Below are 26534 nucleotides of genomic sequence, written 5' to 3'. Positions count from 1 at the left end.
CAGGGAACCCATTTGTCCGAGAAGATGACCCGCGCCGCGTTCGCCGACGATTCGGGGACCGGCCTGCTATTCGTAGCGAAGGGCGTGGACGGGATTGGTGCGCGCGACCCTGATCGCGTGCCCGGCGACGGTGCCCAGCGCGATGACGAACGCGATCAAGGCGGCCAACACGAAGGGAGCCGGGCCGAGATCGACGCGCGCGTCGAACGTGTTGAGCCAGTCGCGCATCACCCACCAGGCGACCGGGCAGGCAATGAGAGTGGCGAGGATCACCGGCTTCGAAAACTGCCAGACGAGCAGCCGCACGATGTCGTGCGTGCGGGCGCCCAGCACCTTCCTGATGCCGATTTCCTTGGTGCGCCGCTCGGCAGTGAAGGCGGCCAGGCCGAACAGGCCGAGGCTGGCAATGACGATGGCGAGCATGGCGAACGCCGCGAAGATCTTCCCGCGCGCCGACTCCGCTGCGTAGAGCTTGCCGACGATCTCTTCGCTGAAGCGCGCCTCGAACGGCACGTCGGGCGCGAACCGCTTCCAGATCGCCTCGACTCGATCGCGCACGGCGGAAGGATTCGCCGCCTTGTAGCGCACGATCATCCATCGTGCGTCGCCCGGGTCCAGGTGGAACATGATCGGCTCGATCGGCTCGCGAACCGAGCGGAAGCGCGAATCCCTGACCACGCCGATGATCGTCAGGGACATATCGTCGGATAAAAGCCGCTTGCCGACCGCCTGGCTCGGCTCAGTGAAGCCGAGGCTGCGCGCTGCTAGCGCGTTGAGCACGACGTCGCGCATGCTCGGCGCGCTGGTGTTCTGCTCCCCCGGGATCGAGTCGCTCAGGGGCTGGTTTTCCCGGAACAAGGCGCCGGCAAGAAGATCGATACCCATCGCCCTGAAATAGCCGGTGTCGACGGCGTACGTGCCGACGCGCACCGGTTCCGCATTGGCCGTCAGCCTGACCGCGGCGCTCGAGCTCTGGTCGGTGTTCACGCCGATTTCGGTGCGGCCGACGGCGGTCACACCGGGGACCTGCCCGATCTCGCGCAGCATCGCATCCATCGATGGCCTGACCGCGTCGCGACCGATCTCCTGGACCTGGAGGATGCCGTCGCGTGCGTAGCCGGGATCGGCGCTGCGTGCGTAGACCGTCTGCTGATAGACCACCGCCGTGCAGACGGTCAGGCCGATCGAGATGGCGAACTGGCCGATGACGAGCAGGCCGCGGAGTCGCGCCGAACCCGGCGTGTCGCTTGCCGACTGGTTCGCCTTGAGCACGGTCGCGGGCTGGAAGCGCGACAGGAAAAGCGCCGGATAGAGCCCGCCGATCAGCCCGACTGCGAGCACGATCAGGAAAAGCGGCAACAGGATGCCGTCGCGGCCGAAATAGGCGACCGTCAGGTCAGCGCCGAGAAACGCGCCGAGCGGCGGCATTGCCAGTTCGAACAGCGCGACCGCGAGCAGCATGGCGACGCCGGCCATCAGCAGGAATTCGGCGAGGAACTGCGCGACAAGCTGCCTGCGGCTGGCCCCCAGCACCTTGCGCAGCGCCACTTCGCGCGCGCGCTGGCTGGCTCTCGCGGTGGCGAGGTTGATGAAATTGACGCAGGCCATGACGAGGATGAGCAGTGCGACGACTGCGAAGACGGCGATCGTCCGGGCATCGCCGCCGGGCTTGAAGCCCCATTTGGCCGTGCCGAGATGGATGTCGCGAATGTTGACGAATTTGAACTCGCCTTGATCGCGCATCTCGGCGGGAAGATGACGCCGCTCCCACGAGGGCAGTTGCCGATTGAGGCTCTCCACGTCCGCACCCGGCTTCAGCGAGACATAGATGTGGCCGTTGAATTCGCCCCAGGATTCGAGAAAGGCGGGATAGCTGGCAAAATAGGATTGCGGATCGATCCGCGTGATCATGCCGAGCGCGAGGTGCGAATTCTCCGGCAGGTCGCGGACGACTCCCGTGACAGGGTGATCCTCGGGCCGGCCGCCCTCCAGCAGGGTGATCGTCTCGCCGACGACATCGGTGCGGCCGAACCGCTTCCGCGCCTCGCTCTCGGTCAGGACCACCGCGCCGACCGAGTCGAGCGCCGTCTCGCGATTGCCGTGCGCGAAGGGAAAGCGGACGATCCTGAACAAATTGCCGCTGACCTGAACCGAGCGCTCGGGGGCGTACGGCGCGCCGTCCTTGAGGACGAGCGCCGCATTCTCGCCGACGTAGAGGATCTGATCGACCTGCGCGAAGTCGGCCTTGAGATATTGCAAGGCGACGTACGGCGCGTTCTGCGACCAATAGGCGTTGCCCGTCTGGGTTCCCTTGACGTGAAGCTGGAACTGGAACGCGCGTTCGGCGCCGGGGGTGTCGCGGTCGAACCTGGTTTCGTGGCGCACATACATCAGGATCGTCAGGCACGCCGCCATGCCGATCGCCAGCCCGGCAATGGTGATGAAGGCGTAGGTCTTGTTCCTGGCCAGTGCCCGCAGGCCCACAATCAGGTAATTGCGCCACATACGCCCCCCTTTCCCGACCCTTCACGAAGATGAATTGATAATCCAAGCAAGACAAACGAAAAACTGTCGCCGAAGCGCGATCACGCCGCCAATTCTTCGTTCGACGCCAGGCATTGCTCCAGGTGGGCCAAATAAAGTCGGCGGATCGACGTCAGTTCCGGCGTTTCCGCGGCGGCGGATGTCGAACGCAGAACATGCGCCATGACGCACCGGCCCAGCGTCACCGCCGACAGTTCGTCGATGTCTTCCCGCCTGATCTGCCCGTGCGTCCTGGCGGCGACCAGCTCGGGGTTGCGCTTGCAACGATTACCCAGCGCGGCGGCCCAGCCGGCCGAGGTGGCGTAGGCCGCGAGGTTGCTGTGGTCGACGAAGTCGAAGCTGACCGAGATCGAAGTGTCCAGCGTCCTGACGTGATGCGCCCAGTTGGTGCCGACGAACAGCACCTGGCCGACCTGGAGATCGGCGACCCATTTGACGGCGCGCCGCCAAGTCGGGAAATCGCGGTCGTCCGGCTGCTCGGGGTCGAGAAAGCCGATTTCGCTATTGCGCACGTGGCAAAGGTCCGCCGGCGAATACAGCGTCGCGCGCTTGCGGCCGCTGAGCTGGGCGATCGTCGCGATCGTGCCGTTGTTGTCGACGTGCAGCGGCGTCAATGCGCCGGGAAGGCTGACCAGCAACCAGAAATGGTTGAACAGCGAGTAATAATAAGGAAGCGCGTGATTCCACGCGCGCAAGGGTGCCGGAAGCAACGGGTCGACATCCGCGAATATCGCGTCGTTCGCGTGATGGACGATCCGGAGCGTGCCGCAATATAGCGGCATGCCCAGAGCGACGAATTGCTCATGATCCCCTTCGAGCCAGCAATTCCGATAGATTTCCCGCACGTCGTCCGGTTGCCGGATGTATCTGATATATTGCTCGAAGCTGGTTTCCACGCTGACCAGCTTCTGGTTTCGGTTGGTGATGAAATTGGGCGCCTTGGCGAAGGCCTGCAGATCGCCGAAGCGTTCGCGCAGATAGTCCAGATCCTGCCATTGCCGATAGCCGGGCCAGCTATGGATATACCCTTCGACCACCCAGGGATTCTCGTGCAGCAAATTGGGGTTTCGATCCGCAATCCGCCCGAACTCCGCGCTCGACACTATCGGGATCTGTTTGGTTTCCATGCGCCGATACCTCGCTCCGGGGTCAATGGTGGCTGCGGCGCATCAAGGCGGGCACCAGCTCGGCGAGGATCGCCGCCGCGGCGGCGCTGGTCCTGTCCCGATCATCGAGCAAAGGATTGACCTCCATCATATCGAGGCCGACGACCTCCCGGTTGTCGGCGACGACGCGCGCCAATCGGCGCAATCGCGCCACGCTCAATCCGCCGGGCACCGGGTGCCCCGTCCCGGGCGCCCAGCGCGGGTCGACCGCGTCGATGTCGATCGACATATAGACCGGCTCGTCCCGGGGGAGATGTTCGAGAATGGTTTCCGCGGGTGCTTCGCGCGCCGCTCGGGCGGTCACCACCGTCATGCGATCGAAACGGCTGGCCTCGTCGAAATAGGTGATGCCGCGATGCCCGACCTGGACGATCCGGGCGACATGATCGAGCCCTGCGATCCGCCGGAGCACCTGCTTGTGGTTGTGCCAATGCGCGTTCGGCCACGCGCAGAAATCGGTGTGCGCATCGAACCACAGGATGTTGAGCGGACGGCACTCGCGCAGTGCCGCCACCGCGGCATAGGAGATGGCGTGGTCGCCGCCCAGCAGCACCGGCCGCGACCCGCGGCGGACGATGGCGTTCACGGCGTTCTCGACGCGCTCGAGCACGTCCTGCCAGTCGCCGTCATGGACGTCGCCGATGTCGCCGCGATCGATTCCATTGGCGTCGGGCCGCAGGACCAGGCTGGCCCGGCGGATCGCATCGGGGCCGAAACGCGCGCCTGAGGCGATGCTGTTGCCGGAATCGCTCGGCACCCCGACGATCTCGATGGCGTCTCCCGCCGGCTCCCCGGCCGCATTCGGCCATCCGAACAAGGATGCGACGGTCATGACCGCGCCTCCGCTCCCCGTCGATCTTTCGCCGCGCTGAGCCCCGTCAGCAGGAGATGGACCGCGGTCATGGCAGTCGCGCCCCAGCCCGGCCTCAGCGGGTTCGCTCCGACCAGATCGAAGCCCGCAATCGTGTATCGCTCGCCGATACCGCACAGCAGCGCGTGCAGCTCGGCATAAGCGAAATGCGCGCTTTCGGGTCCGTCGGCATCGCCGGGCGCGACGAGTGCGTCGAGGTCGAGGCCGACATAGACGCGCATGCCGTCATCGAGACATTGTTCGAGCGCCGCCATGCCCTCGCGCCTGAACCGCGGCGCGGTAACCGTCGCCAGCCCGGATTGGATGCCGCCGGGCCGTTCGCCGGCACCGACATGCACGTAGCGGCGCACCCCCGGCAGCGCCAGGACGCGCGCCGGCAAGGTCGATGGCGATACGAAAGAGGCGTGCGGAGCGGCGATATGCGGAGCCGCGCCGCCGATCCGGATCACCGCGAGCGGCAGGCGCGCTTGCAGCAGCTCGATCGCCGGAAAACCGATCGCCGCGTCGCCGCCCAGCAGTACCGGCAAGCTCCCCCCACCGGTCACCTTGCCCAATATCGCGGCAATCCGCGCGAACAACTGCGCCTGGCGTTCGCCGGGATCGACGAACACGTCGCCGCAGTCGCCGATCGTCACGCCGCGCAGGATCGGCCGGGCGAGATCGGCGTCGAACCAGCCGTGCGGCTGCCCGGTACGCCGGTCGATCCCGTACAAGAGCTGCAGCGACGTCTCGCGAAGCGCGGACGGGCCCTGCCGCGCACCGGCCGCGGCGCGATCGCTCAGGTCATAGGGTATGCCGACCACGACCAAATCGGTGGCGGAGGGCGCCAGCTTATGAGCAGGGCAATCGAACAGCCGCACCGGGGGGTCGGTGACGAGCCTGTGCGGAGACTGCTCAGCATCGCCTTCGCCAAGCAGAAACCCCTTATCGCGCAGCCTTTCGATCGCCGAAGCCACGCGCAAGTTGCTCCCTGCGATCGACGCCAGGCTCTGCGGTATCTCGAATTTGAGAAGCAATTCGTAGAGTGCCCGCGGAATACGAAGACGCGTTCCGGCGGAGCGCAGATAGATGGTGACGGTCTGTGGATCGCTCTGTTCGATCTGCATCGACGGAGAAATCACCAGCTTCTCCGAGAGACTGCCAGGGGTGCCCGCCTCTCCAAATGGCTCGTCGGTCAAAGGTGAGAGTTGGTCCATCGCTCAGGCGCTCTCCAGCACCTGAAGCATTTCCGCCTTCACCCGGCGAGAGCGCTCGGCCAACGGCGCCGCGAGCGCATCCCGCAGCACGCAAAGCATAACTTCCCGCCCGAGGTGCCCGTCTTCGGTGTCGTCGAACGCTGCGCGGATGCGCGGGTGCGGCATGCGGGCGCGGAACAGATCGGCGTTCTTGCGCGCGATCAGCCCCAATTCCACACGCCAATCATGCGATCGCGTGTAGGCGCCGAGATTCAGCGCGTTGACGATGTCGAAGCTGACGGTGATCGAATTGGAGAGTGTCACGACGTGGTGCGCCCAGTTCGGACCCCAGATCAGCAACTCGCCCGGATTGAGCGAGGCTGTCCATGGCCGCGCCTCGCGCCAGCTCGGGAATTCCGCGTCGTTCGGGCTCAGCGGGTCCATATAGCCAAGGTCGCGGCGCCAATAATGCGGTTTGTCCGCGGGGCTGTAGAGGATCGCCTCCTTGTGCCCCTGAAGCTGCGCCAGATAGGCGATGACGGCGTTGTTGTCCTGATGCAGCGGCGTAAGCGCGCCGGCCAGGCTGACATAGAGCCAGACATGGTTGCCCGACTGATAATAATAGGGAATTTCGTCGTTCAGATACTCGATTGGATCGGGCACCAGCGGATCGATCTGGGATAGCACCTTCTCGCGGGAGTGCCGGACGAGGCGAAGGTTTCCGCAATAGAGCGGCAGATCGAGCGCGCGCAGGACCGAAGCGTCGCCTTTGGACCATTTCCCCTCGAACAGTTCCTCGAGCCGGTCTGGATCCCGCACGTAGCGGAGATAGGTGCCGAAATCGGTTTTCACCTGGCACATCTTCGCGTGTTTGTGCGTGGTGAACTGCGGCGCGCCCGCGGTGACCGGGAAAGAGCCGAAGGCCCCGGTCAGGTTTTCCAGGCTGGTCCAGCTTCGGCTGGCCGCCCATTGCGCGGTAAAGCCACGGACCACGCAGGGATGCTCGGCCAGCACGTTCGGAGAGGTTGCCACGAGCCGCTCGAACGCGTCGAGCTCGTAGACCGGGATCGCGCTAGATTGCATTGCGCGCGCCTTGAATCGGATCGGGGTGGCCGTGCCGGGTCGTTTCGCAAGCGACGGGCGCTACTGCGAAAGCCTCGAAAGCCGCATCTCCCGCCGGCGCCGATCGCCGCAACCGCTGGTGGACCCAATGCTCCGCAATCCCGTGGAGGAGGTCGGCGGCGACGCGGCTGGTTGCCGCCTCCAGATCCAGAACGGGATTCACTTCGACCAGGTCGACTCCCAATATCTCGCGATGCCGGACCAATGTCTGCAGCATGCCCTTCAACTGATCCGGCAGCAGGCCGTCGGGCACCGGCGCACTGGTTCCCGGCGCCCAGAGCGGATCGATGACATCGATGTCGATCGAGATGTAGCAAGGCAGCGCATAGGGAACGAGCGCGAGCAGCGCCTGCGCGTCGAGTTCGCGCGCACAGCTCGTCGTCACCACCACCGATTTCGCACCAAGCGAACGTTCGTCGCCGGCAGTGATCCCGCGATACCCGATCTGCACGATCCGGCTTACGCCCCCCAGTTTCGATATCCGACGCAGAACCTGCTTGTGATTGTGGAAATTCTGTCCGGACCAGGGACTGAAATCGGTGTGTGCGTCGAACCAGATCAGGCACAGTTCGCGTGAGCGATGCAGCGTCGAAACCGGCGCGTAGGTGATCGAATGGTCGCCGCCGAGAAGCAATGGGCACAGGCCGCGTTCACGAATCCGCTGCGTCACGGCGGCGATGCGATCCAGATACCGTTGCGGATCGGGGCCATCCGACCGGTCCACATCTCCGATGTCCAGCCCATCGAGCCGCAGCTCAGGCAGTTGCAGGCTGGCACGACGGATCGCGGCGGGGCCGCGCGACGCGCCGCGCGATATCACATTACCGTGATCGGTCGGCGCCCCGATTGCGCACAATGCTCCGATCTCCGGCGAGACGTGTTGACAGCCGGGCCAGCCGAACAGCGAAGCGGGAGGGACAGGTACGTCCATCGGGGCCTCAGAACCGGTCATGCGCGGCGCTCATCGCGGCCAGGGCCAGGTGGCATCCGGTAATGGCAGCCAGTTCCGGCGAGCGGGATCGCATGTCGAGCCCGACCAGCTCGATGCCGACGATGCGATGGACCTTGCCGATCGCGGCGATCAGCACCTTCAGTTCGTGCAGCGTCGGTCCGGGTGGTGCCGTCCAGCGCGCGCCGGCGATGCTCGGATCGATCGACAAATAAATCGAAAGCGCGTCGCCCCACGCGCGAACGGTCTCCGGTCGGCGGTCCAGACAGGCACCGAGGCTGACGACGCGCTCGACCTTGTCCATCCGCAGCAGATGCCGGCCCGCACCATCCGCCGCGTGTTCGGGATCAGCGGTAATCTGCACCACCGTCAGCTTGCCGGGGTGGCGCAGCCCGCCAAGCGCGGCGCCGGTTACCGAACGGTCGCCGCCGAGAATGAGGGGCACGCTGTGACCAGTGCAGCATTCCGCGAGCGCGGTCCCGACCCGCTCGACCCAGCAGGCCCGGTTCTCGCCATAGTCGACCGGGACATCGCCCGCGTCGGCAAGCGTCGCACCCCGCAGCATCCAGACACCGCGGTTCACGTCGAACCAGCCGCGCGGACGACCATCGCCGAAATCCAGTTGATAGGAATAATCGAGCGATTTCCGACGGATCAGGGCGGGCGCCAGGCGACTGTCAGTCTCCCCGGCTAGATCGTACGGAACACCGAGTATGACAAAATCCGGGATCTTCGACTTTGCATAAGCCGGCGCGCCGCAGAATTTATAGGCGACGGCAGTGCGCAGCCTGACTGTATCCGCGGGCACCGGCGCATCGGCGTCGACCAGCATCTGCTTGTCGACCAGCATTCGCACCTGCGGCAGGATCTGAGCCGCGACCTGCGCGGGCGCGACCTGATCGATACGACACGGGCGCGCGAACGCCTTCAGCAAGCGATAAGCGGAAAGCGACAGCTTCGTCCGCGCGGATGAAGCCGTGTTGATGACGACGATATGGGTGTCGTCCTGGCTTTCCAGCGCGAGGTCGTCGGAGACCATGAGACGCGTCGTCAGCAGCGGGTCCGCGCCGGCGGGGTCGCCCTGCGGACCGGAATGCCTGGCGTCGCCCGCCGGATATTCGCCCCCGGACGCCGGTGCTTCGTCGCAAAAGGCCTCGAGAATAGCCATTTCCGGTCAGACGCCGCGTTGCTGCGCGGCGGCTCTGAACATGCCGACTCGAGCCACCATCCCGATGGCTCGCCTTCCCAGGCTCAGCAGCATAACCGCGGCGCCGAGCAACATCAGGCTGCGCCAGAAGATCTCGAAAAAGCCGCCGAGCAGCTCCAGCGCCGTCATCCCCGCCAGGGCATCGTGCCAGAACGCCTGCAGCATCGCCGGATATGCGCCCGCCACGTTCAGGATCACGAATTTGAAGATTACCGTAAGCAGGTAGATCAGGAATATTGCGCCCGCCACGGAATAGATGCCCAACGCCCATTTGGCCCTTTCGCTCAGGCTGCTCCGCGGAGCGCCGGATCCGTTTCCGAAGAGCTTCGCGGCGATCTCCTCCAGCCACGCCGTTTGCTGCTTGCGCAGATTGACGATACCGAACAGGTCGCTCATCAGCCAATAACCGTCCATGCGCAGAAACGGATTGAGCGTCATCACGATGTTCAAATCGATCATGACGAATGCAAAAAGGAAGACCAGATTGCCGGTTTCGGAATAAAGCGCCAATGTCAGCAGCAGGAACAGGGATTCGAAGTACACGCCTCCGATGTCTATCATCGCCCTCTGGCGCCGTGGCAGCTTCCACGCTTCGGACACGTTGGTCCACAGCACCGTATAGATGATGTACAGACCCCAACCGATCGTCATTTTCCTGCAGCCGTAATGGGCGGCGGCGCTGGCGTGGCCAAACTCATGGCAGATCGTGCCCAGAGTGGAGAGCAGCATTATCAGCAGAATGCCAGCCGCATTGAGCTGATTGAAGTCGACATGCCGTTCCTGAATGAGCACGCCGTATACATAGACGTGCGAAGCAACGAACAATAAGGCACCGCAAAGCAGCGCCGGCCATTGGAACATGAAACTCAGCCATTGCGCCACGACATCGACCACGCTGGGTGGGAAGATCGGCAGCTTGAGGAACAGGAAAGCGCGCTTGGGCTGGCTGCTCACCGCGACGCGCGCCGGATCCTGATGCGCATAGATCAGGATGCCCTTGGGCAGCAGCGATTGCCGGATCAGCCGCCGCAGCCACTCCGGCTCGAAGCTGCCGGGATGATGGCCGAGAAAGGCGTGGATCGCCTCCTCCTCGGAGCGCTCGCCATCGAACTGGCGCACCAGATCCATGTAGAGCGCGGGGATCGCGAAGCGGACCGGCTCATTTGCGCTCGGCACCACGCAGAGCGTCATCGGCTTGCCGGCGTCCGAATCGAAGGCGGACGCTTCCAGCAGAGGATTGGCGAAGGGGCGTTGATCTTCAATCATGCACGGTGATCCGCAAGCTGCAGTAATCGCGCGAGCGATAATGGCGGGACCGGAACACTGCCCGATCCCGCCGTTTGACGACCTGAAGAACTCAGGCGGGCTTGATCGGCACGGTCGGCGCGTCGCAGCGGCCGTTGCAGCGGCCCGCCAGCTCCAGACGGTCTTCGAGTTCGATGATCTCGAACTCGTCGATCAGCAGCGAATCGCTGGTTTCGATTTTTTCAATCATGGCAAAAGCTCCCTAGTTGTTCGGAACGGATCGAATTACCCGTCCCGCTGTGATGCACTTGCTTGCTTACATGCCCGTCCCATGCATCGGAGGATGAGCAATCTCTCGAACTGCTTTCGGGTTTTCGCGTCTGGTTCCGTCATTGGCGGCGCGCTCCATTGGCCGGATCGCATCGCGGGATGCGAGCTGGCACAGGAACGCCCATATCCGCGAACGCGCCGTGCCGGCGTGTCGGTCGAGCCAGTCGCGGCCGATGCCGTCCGGCGCGGAAAGTTGCTCGGCCAACGCCGCCATCTCCGCAGGCAGCCGATAGCATCGCCCGCTCACCGCATCGGACCAGATCCTGTCGGCCTCGCCGCTCAGCGGAACGATGCGACGGTGATTGATCGTCAAGCGGCCACCCGCCGCGAGACTGTGGCCGAGCATCTGCGCGACCTCCGCGATATCGCGCTGGGGGAGGCTGCCGGGCACGCGCCACTGGTGGAAGAGATCGCCGCCGGACCATTCCTCCGCGTGTGCCCGCAACGCGGCGCCGAAGAACGAATATGCGCGCTGGACCGCCGCCTCGACGAAATGCCCGCGCGCGTCGCCGCAGAGCGCGCGCCCGGGATCGATGACCGGCGCCGTCCGGCAATGTCGCTTCTCGCCGCTTGTATAGGCGATCATCACCAGGATCGGCGCGCCGAAGCGCGCGGCCATGCCGATGAGGCCGGTCTTGACGCGCGCGGTCGACCCCAGGATCCGTACCGTCGCGCGCCGCTGGTCGCCGCGTGGGCCGTCCAGCCCGGTATTGCCGTCGATGGTGGACAGGACGCACCCGCCCCGCGCCAGGGTTTTGGCCAGGGCAAGCGCGCCGCCATGCTCCTCGGCATTGACGATCCGGAGCTTTTTCCAGAGCGCCGCCTCCGGGTTTGCCGTCCGCGCGGTTTGATAATCGTTGAGCGAGTCGCGCGCCAGCGGGACGCAGATCGGAATGCCGGCATGCGCCAGGTCCGAGGGAAGGTAGCGCATCGGCCCCAGATGAAACGAGGCTATGGCCAGCCCGCGGCCGCGCGCCAAAATCTCGGTTATCTGGCCGAGCGGCAAGTCTTCGAGTTGCGGGACCTCCGCCGTGTGCGTCAGGCCGGGAAGATAATGGTGGTGATATTCCCAGCCGCCGATCATCTTGCCGATCGCCGCGGCGCGCGCGGTTCGCGCGATCTTTTCCAGAGGCCAGTCTTCCCCGAACAACGACAACAGGTTCATGTGATAAGCGCGCAGCCCGAACGGGATCAGCGCGGCATCGCTCAGCGCATGGACCGCATCGAGGACTTCGCGCTTGCCGCGGCCTCCCCGCGCGAGCAGCTGCGCCAGGGGCATGCGGCCAGCAGGATCGTCGTCGCAATCGATGGCGTCTGCAGCGAAGTGCGGTATTGCATTCACAAGCCCCTGCCTCCCCTGTCTCGAACCGATTACCGGAGCGCCGCGTCCGCGGTTTCGATACCCGCCCCCGGCAACGCCGACCCCGGCCCGGCCTCCGCCGCCTGCTTGGCCTGAAAATAATCGATCATTTCGCGCTTGGCGGTGCGACGGACGCCAGGACACGGCGCCTTGTCGTGATCCATCCGGATCTGCGGGCAATGGACACCCTGGCAGGCCGGCAGCATGTGACAGCTCTGGCAGCCGGTATCGCGCTCGAAGGCTGGCTCGGTCCACAGCGCCATCTTGTCGACGTCCAGATCGAGCGTGCCGTCGGGACGCAGCTTGCCGACGAGATTGCGATCCTTCTTGTCGAGATCGACGGTGCATTTCATCAGGTCGCCGTGCGCGCCGATGATGAAATTATAGGGCCGCACCGCGTAGCAGACCTGGGTGCCGAGCGCGGCGCCCGGCCGCCAGCCGCTGGTGACCCGCAGCCCCAGCGCGCGGGCGGCCGCCTTGAGCCGCATCCGCACGGCTTGCGCTTCGCCGGTGCCGCAGACGTCGAGATTGGCGTCGTTGTCGCCGCCCCATCGGCCGACCGCGTGGAACGAGAGCGTGAACCGGTCGTCGCCGCTGAACCTCGCCCGCAGAAGCTCGAGGAATTTCTCCAGGCCCGGGACATTGGATTGCGCGAAATTGACTCGAATGACGACCGAAAACTCGTCGTCGCGCTCGCTCATCCTGGCCAGATTGTCGTATATCGTCTGAAAGGTAGTGCCGCCGTCGCGCCTCGGCCGATGCCGGTCATGGTCCTCGGGCAGCCCGTCGAGCGTGATCTGGAAATCGGTGATGCGCCAGGCCAGCAGACGATCCACCACCTCGCCGGTGAGCAGATACGCATTGGTGGTGATGTGACTGAAATAGTCGATGCCCGCGCGCTCGGCGATCTCGGCAAAATAGGGAGCGAGATCGTCGATCGCTTCCATGCCGTACAATGGCTCGCCGCCGAACCAGCCCACCGTCAGCTCGCGCAGCGAGCCCGCGCGGCTCTCGACCAGTTTCTTGATCCCCTCGCGCACTTCCGGGCGCATGGTGCCCCGCCGGAAGCTCTCGTAGCAATAGGTGCAGCGGAAGTTACAGTCTTCGGAGGGCAGCAGGATCAGCTCAAGGCGGTCGCTGCGATGATTTTCCTGCCCGAAGGCATATTGCACCCGGCGCAGTTCGTCGGCCTCCGCCGGAACGAGATAGCCGCGTTGCGCGAAATAGCCGCTTATGCCGCCGGAACCCGCCGTGCCTTTCCGACTGATCAACCCCAGAATTGTTTCGCGCTTCGCCGGCCGAAACGCGTTCATCGCGCCGGTATAGGTGTTCCACAGCAGCAGCCAGCCTTCGGCCGTGGTTGCCTGGACGTTGAAGCGGGAGGGCTTCCATCGCGCCTGGACGGGCGCACTTTGCGCCCCGTCCAATACGGCGTCATTCGGTACCGGCCCGGAGATGCTGTCAAGCGGCGACCGCTCGAAGACATTGTCACGTATGCGCATAGCAACTCCTGTCACAATTTTTAACAGTGTCGCGCAATCGCAAGTAGACGATGCAGCGCCAAACAAGCTCTTTGGAGAGTTGCTAGGCCAACAGCGCTCGTTCACTTTATTATCGTGATACCTGCAACAGGCACTGGAGTAACTTCCATTTGTTGTCGTATCATCATCTTCGACAAACGGGAACGCCGCCCAATATGACGTTAGCTCCGGATCGGATGTTTAACCGGATTGTTGACGAAAAGACGGACCGTGACTTGCCTGAAATCTGCCGAACCGCGCCGGATCCAATCGCAGTCGCCAGCGCCGAGGCGGTGCGATCGGTGCGCGTCCGTCCCGCCGTCATCGCGGCCCACGTCCATGAAGAGAAACAGAATGACGCCTGCGCCGCCCGCGCCGCGGGAGAATGATTGAGCCCCAGGATCAGTGTTGATAAGTCGCTCGGCGTGGACGGTATCGATATGAAATTCGTTGTTTTGGGCGTGGCCGAGTGAATCACGTCCCAGTTGCCATCATCGGCGGGGGCGCGGCGGGCGTGGCCGCCGCCCGGACGCTCGCCGACGCCGGCGTGGACACGCTGACCCTCGAGGCGAGCGACCGTCTCGGCGGCCGTGCGCATACGATCCACATTGCAGGCATGCCGCTCGATCTGGGCGCGGGCTGGCTGCATTCCGCCGAGCATAATCCCTGGGTCGGCGTCGCCGAGGCGAGCGGCTTCACCGTCGATCGCACCCTGCCGCGCTGGCGCGAGCAATGGCGCGCATTGGGGTTCGGCAAGGCCGAGCAGGCCGCCGCCGGAGCCGCATTCGCCGCGTTCGTCGAGCGCATGCGCGCGGACCCGCCTGTCAGCGACCGCGCCGCCGACGCGCTGCTCCCGCGATGCGAGTGGAACGGCTATCTCGACGCGCTGAGCGGCTATATCAACGGCGCCGGCAACGCCGAGGTCTCGATCGCCGATTATCTCGCTTATGACGACGCCGCGACCGAGACCGACTGGCGCGTGGCCGAAGGCTATGGCGCGCTCGTCGCGGCGCATGGGGCGCGGCTGCGGGTGTCGCTTGCCACGCCGGTCACCGCAGTCGACGGCAGCGGCACACGGCTGCGGATCGAAACCCGCGGCGGCACGGTCGAGGCCGACGCCGCGATCGTCACGGTGTCCACCAATGTGTTGGCGCGCGGCGCGATCCGCTTCGATGCTGCGCTCGATCCGGTGCTGCACGCTGCAGCGCAATTGCCCCTCGGGCTCGCTGACAAATTATTTTTCGCGCTCGACGGCGACGACGAGATCGATGCCGACGCGCATCTGCTCGGCAATCCGCGAGAGGCGATCACCGCGACCTATACTTTGCGCCCAATGGGGCGGCCGGTGATCGAGGCAATGTTCGGCGGCGAAGGCGCGCGCTCGATGGAGGCCGAAGGGCTGGACGGCGCCGCCGCCTTCGCGCTGGACGAGCTCTGCGCGCTGCTCGGCAGCGCGTGGCGCAAGCGGCTGCGGCTGCTCGCCGGCTCGGCCTGGGGCCGCGACGACTTCATCCTCGGCAGCTACAGCCACGCTTTGCCTAGTGCGGCGGCGGCACGCGGCACGCTTGCCACCCCGGTCGATCCGCGCATCCGCTTCGCCGGCGAGGCATGCTCGCCGAACAATTTCTCGACCGCGCACGGTGCTTATCTGACCGGGGTGGACGCCGCCCGGGCGCTGCTGGCGGAACGCTATGCTCCGGAGTCAATTAGCCGTTTTCGTCATCCCGGATGTTAGGCTTTCCCGGAGAACCGCAGGTTTTCCGCTGGACAGTCTTCAGTCCGGGATCCACCTCTCCACGGGGGGCTTGCTGCACGGTGGATCCCGGACAGCTCGATGACGGTATTGAGTACAGACCTTAGGCCGCGCGCTTGGCAGGCGCGGGATTGGAGAACTCCATCTCCTGATCGATTCCGCCATATTTCAGCGCCATCAGGTCGAGCGTGTAATTCTGGTGCAAGCGCCATGGCTTGCGCGCACCCTGGCACGGCAATTGCGCCGCGGCGCGCTGGACATAGCCGGAGGTGAATTCGAGGAACGGCACTTCCTCGACCGGCGCCGCCAGCCGCGGCGTCACTTGCCGCATGCCGCGCTTACGCATCGCGTTGAGCAGCCGGGTCACGTAATTCGCAGTCAGATCCGCCTTCAGCGTCCAGCTCGCATTGGTGTAGCCGAACGAAATCGCGAAATTGGGCACGTCGGAAAACATCATGCCCTTGTAGGTCAGGTGCTTCGCCGGCTCGAACAGCTTGCCGTCGACTCTGATCGGCATCCCGCTGAGCAACTGGATCTCGAGCCCGGTGGCGGTGACGACGAGATCCGCCTCGAGCTCCTTGCCCGAAGCGAGGCGGATGCCGGCCTCGGTGAAGCGGTCGATCGTGTCGGTCACGACGCTGGCCCGGCCCTCCCGAAGCACGGCGAACAGGTCGGCGTCGGGCACGAGGCACAGCCGCTGGTCCCAGGGATTGTAACGCGGGGTGAAGTGGGTATCGACGTCGTGCCCGGGCAGCTCCTTGCGCACCATGTCGACCAACGTCTTCTTCGCCTTGTCGGGGTGTTTGCGCATCGCCCGGAAGAAATATTGCTGCAGCAGCACGTTCTTCCAGCGGGTCAGGCCATAAACGGTCTTGGCCGGCAGCTTGCCTCGCAGCCAGTTGGCGATGCCGTCCTGCGACGGCCGCGCGACGATATAGGTGGGCGAACGCTGGAGCATCGTCACCGACGCCGCCTGCCTGGCGAGTTCGGGGACCAGGGTCACCGCCGTCGCGCCGCTGCCGATCACGACGACGCGCTTTCCGGCATAGTCGACATCGTCGCTCCAGAATTGCGGATGGACGATGCGGCCACGGAAGTCCTCGATTCCGGCAAAGTCGGGCGTGTAGCCGCGGGCGTAATTGTAATAGCCGGTGCACATGAACAGGAAGCCGCAAGTGAAGCTGACTTCCTCGCCGCCGCGGTCCGCCACGATCGTCCAGCGCGCATCGGCGCTCGACCAGTCGGCGCTTTTGACGCCATGGCCATAGCGGATGTGGCGATCCACGCCATATTCGCGTGCAGTCTCGTCGAGATAGCGGAGGATCGCCGGCCCGGCGGCGATCGCCTCGTCCTCCGTCCACGGCTTGAACGAAAACCCCAGCGTGTACATATCCGAATCCGAGCGGATTCCGGGATACCGGAACAGGTCCCAGGTCCCGCCCAGCCGATCGCGACGTTCCAGAACCACATAGCTGCGGTCCGGGTTGTTCGCCTGGAGGTGATAGCCCGCACCGATGCCGGAAATCCCAGCTCCCACCACCACGACGTCGAAATGCTCGCTCATCAGGGCCCTCCTGGTGCGCTGCTTACACTAATGTAAGTAACTCGGCCAGTCCCTCAATAATCGCGCGAATAGCGAAGACTGACGCTCGATCCGCCGAACGAGCCGGTCTGCGAGAGCAGGCTCAAAGCTCGGGTCAACGCGATCTCGAGCTGAGTCGCGGTGAAACCCCGGGCATCGGTGATGATCTCGATATAGATGTCGTCGGTGATGTATTTGCCGGCGGCGAGCGACGTGCCGCGGCCGCTGGCGTCGTCGGCGCCGAGAATACGCAGCCGATCGATCCCAGTGGCCGATTTGAGCTTGCCGAGCGGATTCAATCCACCCCCCGACCCGCTGAGCGAATTGACTGCCGCCGCGAGCTGGATCGCCTCGGTGGCGGACAAATTGGTCACGTTCGTGCCGAAGAACAGCCGCGCCAGCACTTCCTCCTGCGGCAGGCTGGGGTTTGACGTGAATGAAATCTGCGGGCGCTGCGCGGTGCCCGACACGTTGAGGATCGCAGTCACGCCCTCCGCCGTCGTCGTCGCGGCGATGTCGATCGAGGGATTGGAGACCTGATTCCCCTGGAAACTGATCGTGCCGCGGGTGATCTCGAAGCGGCGGCTGGCAAAGCTGTAGGTGCCGCGCTCGATTTCCATCGTGCCGCGTACCTGGGGTGCGGCAGTGGTGCCGCCCACCGTGATCCGCGCGCGCCATTCGGACTCCAGGCCCATGCCGTTCACGAAGATCCGGTTATCGGCGACGAGGCGCAGATCCAAGTCGAACAATCCCGCCGCGCGCGCCGGCTTGGCCGCCGCCTGGGCATTGTCGACGAGCTGGCTCTTGCGGCGGATCCCGGTCAGCTCGGGGATCTCGGCGGCACCCTGGCGGATGATCTCGTATTTGGCTTCGGGAATGGTCAGCCGGCCTTCGATCTTCGAGACCTCCGGGTTCTTGGTGATCGTGATCTTGCCGGTCGCGGTCGCGCCCAGCGCGTCACTGCGCGCGAGCCGGGCATTCTTGAAGTCGGCGGTCAGGCTCATCGGATAGCCGTTGACCGCGGACAGGCCGATACGCCCCTGCGCAGTGACGGTGCCGTCGCCGGCGCGTCCGCTGGCTTGCTCGAGGATCAGTTCGTTATCGGAGAAGCGGCCATCGATCTTCAGATTGGTGATCTGGGTGCCGTAGGTCTCGTTGCCATACGTCAAATTCTCGCCGCGGACGACGCCGACCAGCCGGGGATCGTTCACCCGGCCCGAAAAGTCGGCGGCGATGCCGACCGGCCCGGTCAGATGCTGGTTGGACAGGCCGGCCAGCGAAAAGGGCACCGCGGCAGGGCCGTTATAGCGGATACCGCCGGAGAGCGGCGCGCCGGTCAGCCGCGTCATCCAGCTGCCGGCACCCGGCCCAAGCGGCCGCATCGTCGCGACGACGCGGCCGATCGTGGTGGTGCCGCGCTTGATCAGTGCCCGCACATCGCCGCCATCGGGAAGCAGCTTGCCGACCAAGCTGACATCGACCGGCGTCGAGACCGTCGCGAGGCTGGAGCGGGTGAACTCGTCGATCTCGAGCCTGGCATCGGCGCTGGGGAAAGCGCTCGGATTGGGCTGGGCGAAATCGAGGCTGCCGCTCGCGGTGCCGCCGATGCCGATGCCCGGCACGAAGCCGTTGACCACTGCGAGGTCGAGCTTGTCGAGCCGCGCCTGGAGCGCGATACCGTTGCCATAGCTGCCGGCCAGCCGGGCGCTGCCCTGGTCGAAATCGATCTGAGTCGGCTGGAGCCGGTAGACGCCCTTGGCAATGTCGATCCGCGCGGGATTGACGCTGTGGAAGCGGATGCCGCTCCCCTGCCCCTGCAGCGCCACCAGCCATTGCTTCGGCGACAGACGGGCATTGGCGGCGATCTGGAACGGCACCCCCGACGATCCGGTGGCGACGGCCTGCGCGGTGCCGCTGCCGCCCTGATAGTCGATCTTCGCGCGCGCGGTCTTGAGCACGAACTGCCCGCTGCGCAGATTGGCGAGCTGGACGTCGGCGAGGATCTGCGGGGTTTCGGTCAGCACCACGCTCGCGGTCACCAGCCCGCGGCCGATGGTCAGCTCGCTATTGCCGGGAATCACCGCGTTGAGCGCGCGCGCCTGCACGTCGGCGCGCTGGTACCTGCCCTGCGCCGCGAGCGCGGCGCTGCCTGTCACGCCCGAGCCGTCGAAGGTCAGGCGTCCGGCGAACGGCCCGGCGCGGGTCTGCTGGAGCTTGCCGGCGATGTCCATTCCGGCAAAGCGGGCGGCATTGATGTCGATCGCCAGCGCCGCGCCGTTCCGGACGAGCACGTCGGCAGTGAACGGGCCGTAATCGGTGCCGCCGCTGGCGAGGATCGCATAGGCGTTGCCGCGCCCGCGCACCCGCGCTTCGAGATTGACCAGCCCGACGCCGAGCCCGGGCCGCGCCGCGCGCAGCAGCACTTGCGGCGCAGTCATCGTGCCGGTCACGCGCGCGCTGAGCGGGCCGTAGACCGTGGACACCGCATCGGCGTTGATCAGGATCGGGCCGGCGGGATCGTAGCGCCCCGAGCCGCGCAGCACGCGGAATTGCGGCGCGCGCATGCGGATGTCGTTGACTGCGATGATGCCCTTGGGATCGAGCGTGACCCGTGCCGACGCCACTGCATTGCCGCCGAGGAAATCGCGCACGCTCGTATTGCTCAGCTTGCGTGTCTCGGCGGCGACGTGGCCGCGAATCCCCCAGCCGCCGCCGGGCGCGGCGAACAGTTCGGCATCGGTCTTGAGATTGACGACACCAACGCCGTTGATCGCGTAATCGTTGATCCGGCCCTTGATCGCGCCGGTGTAGCGGCCGGTGCGCATATCGGCGGCGATGATCGCGGTGGCGTCGACACGATCGGAGCGCAGGCGGAGATTGTCGGAGAGGATCTGGCTGCCCGAGATGGCGAGATCGCCGGCGACGGTAAGGTTGGTGACCAGCCCGCCGGCGGCGGCGTTGAGGCCGGAAACGCGCGCGGCGCGGGCGCGCACCGGAATCAGGATCCGATCCGAATCGACGCGCGCGCGGCCTTCCGCGTACAGATTCTCCACCACCGTCTCGCCGAAACCGAGCGAGGCGGCGCGGATCTTGTAGTCGACGACCGGCGCATTGAACGGCCCGTCGAGCGCCAGCGAAGCGCGCACCGAGCGGCCGTTGAGGTTCGGTGCGATCGCGCCCGGGGTGAGCAGCATCGCGTCGACGTTGAGATTGCCGAAGCGATTGCGCGCGAGATCGACCAGCCCCTTGGCCTCGACCGACAATGCCTTCGAGTGGAGCTTGAGCACGCCGTTCGCGGTGCGGTCCTTCCAGACCGCGTCGGCCTCGACATCGAGCTGCGGCGAAGCCAGCCGCTCGACCGGACCCTGCAGGTAGACGCCGGGCCAGGTCGGCCCGCGCAGCTGGAAGCGGCCGTTCTGCGCGATCACCGCCAGATCGGCGAGGCGCCGGCCGCCCAGCGTTCCGGTCGCCTGCCCGCGCCAGCTCTGCCAGCTGCCGCGCCCGCCGACATTAACTGCCAGCGGGCGGTCGAGCCCGGCAAGGCCGGTGACGAAGCCCTTGGCCGGGGCATTGAGCCGCACGTCGATGTCGAGCTTGTTCGCTTCGGGCACGGCGTCGAGCTTGAGCACCAACGCGTCGCCGCCCGCCACGCCGGGCGCCGAAATCGTCCCGCCGTCCAGCGCGAGCTGCGCGCGTCCGCCGGCGATATGCGCGCTTCCCTTCAGCCGGCCGATGTGGCGCTGGCCGTCGATCGCCGGCGCGATGTCGATCCGGGCGATGTCGAGCCGGGCGATGTCGATATCGAGATCGGGGAGCAAAGGTCCGCTCGGATCGGTGGAGGGTTTGAGCGCCGGCAGCCGCAGCAGTCGCACTTCGGGGCTGGTCAGGCTGCGGATATCGACATGGTTCTGCAGATAGGCGAACGGCCGCCAATCCATCGCGATCTCTTTCGAGGTTGCGAAAATTCCCTTGGTATCGCGCACCTCGACGTCGTGCAGGATCAACGCGCCATAGAGCGATCCGTCGATCCGGCCGACGCGGAAATTGAGTCCCGAGGCGAGCGTCAGCTTGCCCAGCTGCTGCGCGACGAAATTGCGGCCCGGCTGAGTGTTGACTCCGATCACCAGCAGGCCGGCGAGCAGCGCCAGCGAACCGACCGCGATCGCACTCCATTTGACGACGCGCTGCCACAAAGGCGGCCGCTCGACGACATGCGTCACCGGCGCCTGGCCATCGTCGACGATTTCGGTCTCGGGTAAGTCGGACGCCATCAGAATGCCTGTCCGATCGAGATATAGAGCGCGACCTTGGACTCACCCGGCTTGCGCGCGATCGGAGTCGCCACGTCGACGCGCAGCGGCCCGAAATTGGTGTAGAGCCGACCGCCGATGCCGGCGCCGAAGCGCATGTTCTTGCCCGTCGGGTAGAGCCCTTCATAGACCTGGCCCGCGTCGATGAACGGCACGATGCCGTAATTGCCGAAGCGATAGCGCGCTTCGATCGCGAATTCGTTGAGGCTGCGCCCGCCCACCGGGCGCCCGTCGGGGGAGCGGGGGCCGAGCTCCTGATAGCCGAAGCCGCGCACCGATCCGCCGCCGCCGGCATAATAGCGCCGCGAAGGGGGCAAGTCGTTGCGCGCAATGCCGGGAATCGAGCCGATGCGCGCACGGCCGGCGACGACGATGCTCGACGAAGCCGGATAATAGACCGTGCCTTCCAGCATCAGCCGCGCATAAGGCCGCGCCCGCCCGCGTACCGAAGTCTCAGGACTGGCGTTTGCCTTGATCCGGAAGCCGCGCGTCGGATTGAGCAAATTGTCCGACACGTCATAGCCGACAAAGCCCGGCAGCGCGGCGATCAGCCAAGTGCCGCGATCGCGCGCGCCCTTGTTGAAGTTGAACTGGTCCTCGTTCGAGCCGACGAGTTCGGCGCCGTAGAAATAGGTCCAGCGCTTCTGCCAGATCGGCGTGGAATCGCGCGACCAGCGCACCGCGAGCGTGCCGGTGTATGATTCGAACGCAGCATAATCTGAATGGTTTACCGCCGCCTGGGCTTGGAAGGTGCGGTCGCGCTGTCCAGCGTTGGAGCGGCGGAAGGTTGCCGAAACACCTTGCTCTTGCGTGCCGAGCACCGCGCTGCCGATCAGCGCGCCTTCGGGCGGGAAGAAGTTGCGGTGCGTCCAGCTGCCCTCGGCGCGGAAGCCCTGGCCGGTGCTGTAGCCGACCTCGCCGGCCAGCGTGCGCGGGCGTCCGGCATTCTGGCGGACCAGCAGATTGACGACTTCGGTGCCCTCGGGCCCCGGTTGCCCGGTGCGCACCGGCTCGACCGCGACGGTCGAGAACAGGCTGGTGGCGATCAGCGCCTCGCGCAGATCGTCGACCGCGCGCGTGTCGTAAATCTGGCCGGGCTTGTAGCGGCGAAGGAGTTCGAGGTGATCGACATCGAATACCGGACGGCGGCCCTCGGTGACGATCGCGCCGAACGACGCGCGCGGGCCGAGATCGACAGGCAAGGTATAGTCGCCGAGCTGGGTCTCCTCGTCGAGCAGGATGTCGCGCTCGCCCAGCTTGATGAACGGATAGCCCTGCTGCGGCAGGCGCAGGCTGACATTGGCCTCGGCGCCCTGGACGCGCTCCGCCTGGATCGGATCGCCGGGATTGAGGTTGAGCTCCCTGTCGAGCAGCCCGACGGGAACCGTGGGATCGCCGACGATCCTGACCTGGCCGAGCCGATAGAGATTGCCCGGCGTCGCAGTGATCGTCGCGCGGACATTGCCCGAATTCTTCGGGCTCTGCTCGAGCGTCGAGATCGCGGTGCCGTCATAATAGCCCAGCGACTGCATCAGGCGTATCGCCAGCCGCTCGTCCTCGCGAGCGCGTGCCGCGACCATCGTCGCGTTCGCGGCCTTACCGTCGCCGTCCTCCAGCGCCGAGAGCTCCCGGAAGCGGCTCTCGAGTCCGACCTTGTCGAGCCCTTCGACGGCGGTGGTATAGCGGATCGAAGCGACCTTCTCGTCGTCCAGGCCTTCGATCTTGACCGGCTCGACCTTGAACTGGGCGAGCGGAGTCAGCGGCTCGGCGAGCGCGGGATCCTCCGCGGCGGGTGGCGGAAAGCCCTCGATCTGATCGGCGACCGTGGCCGGGGTTGCGGGCTGGGTGACCGCCGGCTTTCCGAAATCCTTGATCGGCTCGAGCGGCGCGTTGATGTCGTCGCTCAATTTGGGGAGCGCCGCCTCGAACTCCGCATCGGGCACGATCGTCTCGTCCTGCGGCGCGATCTGGACGGGATCGGGGTTGGGCAGCGCAACGGGCGCACCCTGCCCCGGCTTGGGATCGGATACTTGCGCATACGCAACGCCAGGCAGGAACGCAGTCCCTGCCAGCGCGGCAAGCCACACCGCTTCAACCCCTATGCGCACGCGCCTCCTTCGGGAGCCGCGAACCCGGCCCTCTCGCTTCCGTAACGACCCATTCGCGCTTTGGCTCCCCCATTGCGCGATTCGCGAACAAAATCAGCAGCTAGCGAGTTTCGCGCGGGCACGGAAGCGATGAAGCAGCGGCTCGGTATAGCCGCTCGGCTGGGCCGCGCCTTCGAAGATCAGTGCACGCGCCGCCTGGAACGCCAGGCTCTGCGCCTCGCGGCCTGACATCGGCCGATAGAGCGGATCGCTTTGATTCTGCGCATCGACCTTGGCCGCCATGCGCCGAAGCGCGGCCTCGACATCGTCCGCGCTCGCCACGCCGTGGAGCAGCCAATTGGCGATGTGCTGCGACGAGATCCGCAAGGTCGCGCGATCTTCCATCAGACCGATATCGTGGATGTCGGGGACCTTCGAGCAGCCGACGCCCTGATCGATCCAGCGCACGACATAGCCGAGAATGCCCTGGGCATTGTTGTCCAGCTCCCGGGCGACTTCTTCCGCCGACCAGTTGCGCCCAAGCACCACCGGGACCGTCAGCAATGGCGCCAGCCCGGGCACGGCCTCGGTCGCGATTTCCCGCTGGCGCGCGAACACATCTGTGCGGTGATAATGGAGCGCATGGAGCGTCGCGGCAGTCGGCGACGGCACCCAGGCGGTGTTGGCCCCCGCCTCCGGATGCGCGCTCTTCTGCACCATCATGTCGGCCATCCGGTCCGGCGCGGCCCACATCCCCTTGCCGATCTGCGCCCTGCCCGACAGCCCGCAGGCAAGCCCGACGCGGACGTTGCGATCCTCATAGGCCTTGATCCAGGCCGACGCCTTCATCTCGCTCTTGGCGACCATCGGGCCGGCGCGCATGCTGGTGTGGATCTCGTCCCCGGTGCGATCGAGGAAACCGGTGTTGATGAACGCGATCCGATCCTTCACGGCATGGATGCAGGCCGCGAGATTGGCCGAAGTGCGCCGTTCCTCGTCCATCACCCCCACCTTGATCGTGTGCCGCGCGAGGCCGAGCAGGTCTTCGACCGCGTCGAACAACCGATCGGTAAAGCCGCATTCCTCGGGGCCGTGCATCTTGGGCTTGACGATGTAGATCGATCCGGCACGGCTGTTGCGGACCGCGCCCAGCCCGCGCAGGTCGTAGAGCGCGATCAGGCTGGTGACGATCGCGTCGAGCACGCCTTCGGGCGCCTCCTGCCCGTCGGCCAGCAGCACCGCCGGATTGGTCATCAGGTGGCCGACATTGCGGACGAACAGCAGCGCGCGGCCGGGCAGGTTGCCGCGATCAGGGTTGAGCTTTCGCATGACCGTCCGCCCGCCTTTGTCGAACTGCTCCTCCAGATCCCCGCGCATCAGCCCGAGCCAATTGGCATAAGCGGCGACCTTGTCCTCGGCGTCGACCGCGGCGATCGAATCCTCGAGATCGACGATCGTGGTCAGCGCCGCCTCGAGCCGCACATCGGCGATGCCCGCGGGATCGTCGCGGCCGATCGGATGATTTCGGTCGATCAGGACTTCGATACGCAGACCATTGTGGCAATAGATCCATGGCGCGATCTGCTGCGCCGGATCACGAAGCAACGGCGCCCCCGCCAGATCGGTCCAGCTGCCGGCGGCCAGCGGCACCGCTTCAGCGAGAAACGCCTTGGCATAGGCAATCACCTGCGCGCCGCGTTCGCGATCATAACCGCCGGGCTTCGCCGCGCCGGGCAGCGCATCGGTGCCGTAGAGGGCGTCGTACAGACTGCCCCAGCGCGCATTGGCGGCGTTGAGCACGAAGCGGGCATTGAGCGCCGGCACCACCAGCTGCGGCCCCGCCATCCGCGCGATCTCGTCGTCGACATTCGCGGTGCCGATCGTGAAGGGCGCCGGCTCCGGAACGAGATAGCCGATCTCTCGCAGGAAAGCCTTCTGCTCCGCAGGGTCTGCCGAGCGATCGGGGTCGGCCGCGCACCATGCGTCGATCTCCGCCTGCAATGCGTCGCGCCTGGCCAGCAGCGCACGGTTTTCGGGAGCGAAGCGTGCGAAGATATCCGCGGCGCCAGACCAGAAGTCCCCGGCTTCGATCGCAAGCTCGGGCAGCACTCGCGTCTCAAGGAAGTGCGCGAGCGTTTCGGCGACCTTCAGCCCGGCGCGATCGACATAAGCGGACATAGCAACTCCCTTGGCATGCATCGTACGACGCCTGGGGAGGGCCTGCGCGACCTATCGGGCGCCGCGCCGCTAATCAAGCGCGATCGCCGCGGCCTCAATCCGCTCGAGCATCGCGCGCAATTGCTCGCGTTCGGCGTCGGACAAGGTCTCAAAGATCCGCCTCTCGAACTCGAGCGCCTTGGGTGCGACCTGCTCGTACAGGCCCCAGCCCTGTTGCGACAGGGTCAGCAGATGCGAGCGCTGATCGTCGGGATTGGCGGCGCGCTGGATCAGCCCGCGTTCGGCCAGCGCGATCGCGGCGCGGCTGACGGTCACCTTGTCCATCCGCGTTCGCCCGCACAACGCCTGCTGGCTCATCGCCCCGCCCTCGGCGAGCACCGCCACTAGCCGCCATTCGGGGATACGCAGCCCGAACAGGGTGCGATACGCGCTGGCCACTGCGTCCGACACCGTGTTCGACGCGATCGACAGCCGATAGGGCAGAAATTCGTCGAGCTTCAGCGAGTTGGGCATGCGGCCATCGTGCTGCCAACCTTCAGTCGCTGCAAGCGACAACGCTGTACGATTGCATTTTCTGCAATGATACCGTTATCATTTCGCACTTGCAGCATAACCCGTCTCGCTGCAGAAGGATCAGGCCTTTCAGGCATCCTCTCCTAAAACTTTCAAACGGCCGCCCTCCGGGGCGGCCTTTTTTTCGTCCTTTCGTGGAGAAGATTGGCGCTTCCGCAAATTCTAGAAATCATCCAGCGGCCCATGCGACGTCGACGTGCGCGCCAGTCCGTGGTGAAGCATCTCGAGCTCCTCGCGACTCAGTACGCGCTCGGCGACACGGGCCGTTTCCTCGTCCTTCCAATCCGGATGGCGGGCCTTGATGACGGAATGAAGCGCGGAAATCGCACGCGCCCGCTCGCGATGGCAAAATTGAATCACGCGGCCATATTCGACGACCATCGGCGAAGGCCCAGCCTTAAGCGGCATCTCCTCGCGAGGCGCTCCCGGGCGATCCGGTTCGCGCGATTCGAGCCGAATGCACTGGATATGCCGGCGAACCGCCGGATCGTATGAAATCGTCTGGAGCGCCAACGCCAACAAGAGACCGGTACTCATCGTCATTCCCCCACGACCAAGCCAA

The 26534-nt window shown here is 65.7% G+C and carries 19 protein-coding genes; 2 read left to right on the top strand and 17 right to left on the bottom strand.

Features of this window, described 5'->3' with window-relative positions; all coding sequences use genetic code 11:
• Positions 1-66: 66 nt before the first annotated feature.
• From E5A73_RS16750 to E5A73_RS16705, 11 genes are all read right to left on the bottom strand, one after another.
• On the bottom strand, positions 67-2505 hold the full coding sequence (locus E5A73_RS16750) for an FtsX-like permease family protein (RefSeq protein WP_135964978.1): 2439 nt from the start codon (positions 2503-2505) through the stop codon (positions 67-69).
• 80 nt (positions 2506-2585) lie between these two features.
• Entirely contained in the window at positions 2586-3671 is a 1086-nt protein-coding gene (locus tag E5A73_RS16745; RefSeq protein WP_135964977.1) for a cupin-like domain-containing protein, read from the bottom strand.
• 22 nt (positions 3672-3693) lie between these two features.
• On the bottom strand, positions 3694-4542 hold the full coding sequence (locus E5A73_RS16740) for an arginase family protein (RefSeq protein WP_135964976.1): 849 nt from the start codon (positions 4540-4542) through the stop codon (positions 3694-3696).
• Complete coding sequence (locus tag E5A73_RS16735) at positions 4539-5759, bottom strand: arginase family protein (protein WP_206366523.1); 1221 nt, start codon at positions 5757-5759, stop codon at positions 4539-4541. Before E5A73_RS16735 ends, E5A73_RS16740 begins: the two co-directional genes overlap by 4 nt.
• Before the next feature lie 21 nt (positions 5760-5780).
• Positions 5781-6839: a cupin-like domain-containing protein gene (locus E5A73_RS16730; protein ID WP_135964974.1), complete on the bottom strand. Its 1059-nt coding sequence runs from the start codon at positions 6837-6839 to the stop codon at positions 5781-5783.
• Positions 6829-7830 carry an arginase family protein gene (locus E5A73_RS16725; RefSeq protein ID WP_135964973.1) on the bottom strand — a complete coding sequence of 334 codons (1002 nt, stop codon included), beginning with the start codon at positions 7828-7830 and terminating at the stop codon, positions 6829-6831. Before E5A73_RS16725 ends, E5A73_RS16730 begins: the two co-directional genes overlap by 11 nt.
• Positions 7817-8995, bottom strand: a complete 1179-nt coding sequence (locus E5A73_RS16720) for an arginase family protein (RefSeq protein ID WP_135964972.1) — start codon at positions 8993-8995, stop codon at positions 7817-7819. The genes E5A73_RS16725 and E5A73_RS16720 overlap by 14 nt, the downstream gene beginning before the upstream one ends.
• 6 nt (positions 8996-9001) lie before the next feature.
• Positions 9002-10162, bottom strand: coding sequence for a hypothetical protein (locus E5A73_RS16715; RefSeq protein WP_135964971.1), 1161 nt, complete (start codon positions 10160-10162; stop codon positions 9002-9004).
• A 229-nt stretch (positions 10163-10391) separates the two neighbouring features.
• Complete coding sequence (locus E5A73_RS21470; protein ID WP_168355964.1) at positions 10392-10529, bottom strand: hypothetical protein; 138 nt, start codon at positions 10527-10529, stop codon at positions 10392-10394.
• Between the two features lie 66 nt (positions 10530-10595).
• Positions 10596-11888, bottom strand: coding sequence for a lysophospholipid acyltransferase family protein (locus E5A73_RS16710; RefSeq protein WP_135964970.1), 1293 nt, complete (start codon positions 11886-11888; stop codon positions 10596-10598).
• 92 nt (positions 11889-11980) lie between these two features.
• On the bottom strand, positions 11981-13471 hold the full coding sequence (locus tag E5A73_RS16705) for a radical SAM/SPASM domain-containing protein (RefSeq protein WP_135964969.1): 1491 nt from the start codon (positions 13469-13471) through the stop codon (positions 11981-11983).
• A 194-nt stretch (positions 13472-13665) separates the two neighbouring features.
• Between E5A73_RS16705 and E5A73_RS21465 the strand changes: the two genes are divergently transcribed.
• Both E5A73_RS21465 and E5A73_RS16700 read left to right on the top strand, forming a co-directional pair.
• Positions 13666-13878 carry a hypothetical protein gene (locus tag E5A73_RS21465; protein ID WP_168355963.1) on the top strand — a complete coding sequence of 71 codons (213 nt, stop codon included), beginning with the start codon at positions 13666-13668 and terminating at the stop codon, positions 13876-13878.
• A gap of 80 nt (positions 13879-13958) precedes the next feature.
• The gene (locus E5A73_RS16700; protein ID WP_135964968.1) at positions 13959-15224 is read left to right on the top strand and encodes a flavin monoamine oxidase family protein; all 1266 of its coding nucleotides are present in this window, start codon (positions 13959-13961) and stop codon (positions 15222-15224) included.
• 121 nt (positions 15225-15345) lie between these two features.
• Here E5A73_RS16700 and E5A73_RS16695 read toward each other — a convergent pair whose 3' ends face one another.
• The 6 genes from E5A73_RS16695 to E5A73_RS16670 form a co-directional block, all read right to left on the bottom strand.
• The gene (locus tag E5A73_RS16695) at positions 15346-16806 is read right to left on the bottom strand and encodes a flavin-containing monooxygenase (protein WP_135964967.1); all 1461 of its coding nucleotides are present in this window, start codon (positions 16804-16806) and stop codon (positions 15346-15348) included.
• A gap of 53 nt (positions 16807-16859) precedes the next feature.
• Complete coding sequence (locus E5A73_RS16690) at positions 16860-21095, bottom strand: translocation/assembly module TamB domain-containing protein (protein ID WP_135964966.1); 4236 nt, start codon at positions 21093-21095, stop codon at positions 16860-16862.
• Positions 21095-23242, bottom strand: coding sequence for an autotransporter assembly complex protein TamA (locus E5A73_RS16685; RefSeq protein WP_135964965.1), 2148 nt, complete (start codon positions 23240-23242; stop codon positions 21095-21097). The genes E5A73_RS16690 and E5A73_RS16685 overlap by 1 nt, the downstream gene beginning before the upstream one ends.
• 93 nt (positions 23243-23335) lie before the next feature.
• Positions 23336-25399: a malate synthase G gene (locus E5A73_RS16680; protein ID WP_135965031.1), complete on the bottom strand. Its 2064-nt coding sequence runs from the start codon at positions 25397-25399 to the stop codon at positions 23336-23338.
• Positions 25400-25468: 69 nt separating this feature from the next.
• A complete protein-coding gene (locus tag E5A73_RS16675) occupies positions 25469-25912 on the bottom strand; it encodes a MarR family winged helix-turn-helix transcriptional regulator (protein ID WP_135964964.1) in 444 nt (147 codons plus the stop codon).
• A gap of 222 nt (positions 25913-26134) precedes the next feature.
• A complete protein-coding gene (locus tag E5A73_RS16670; RefSeq protein WP_135964963.1) occupies positions 26135-26509 on the bottom strand; it encodes a hypothetical protein in 375 nt (124 codons plus the stop codon).
• Positions 26510-26534 lie beyond the last annotated feature (25 nt).

It is taken from the genome of Sphingomonas gei, assembly GCF_004792685.1.
Lineage (GTDB): Bacteria > Pseudomonadota > Alphaproteobacteria > Sphingomonadales > Sphingomonadaceae > Sphingomonas > Sphingomonas gei.
Note: the sequence above shows the minus strand (reverse complement) of the source record. Positions and strands in the feature narration are given on the sequence as shown.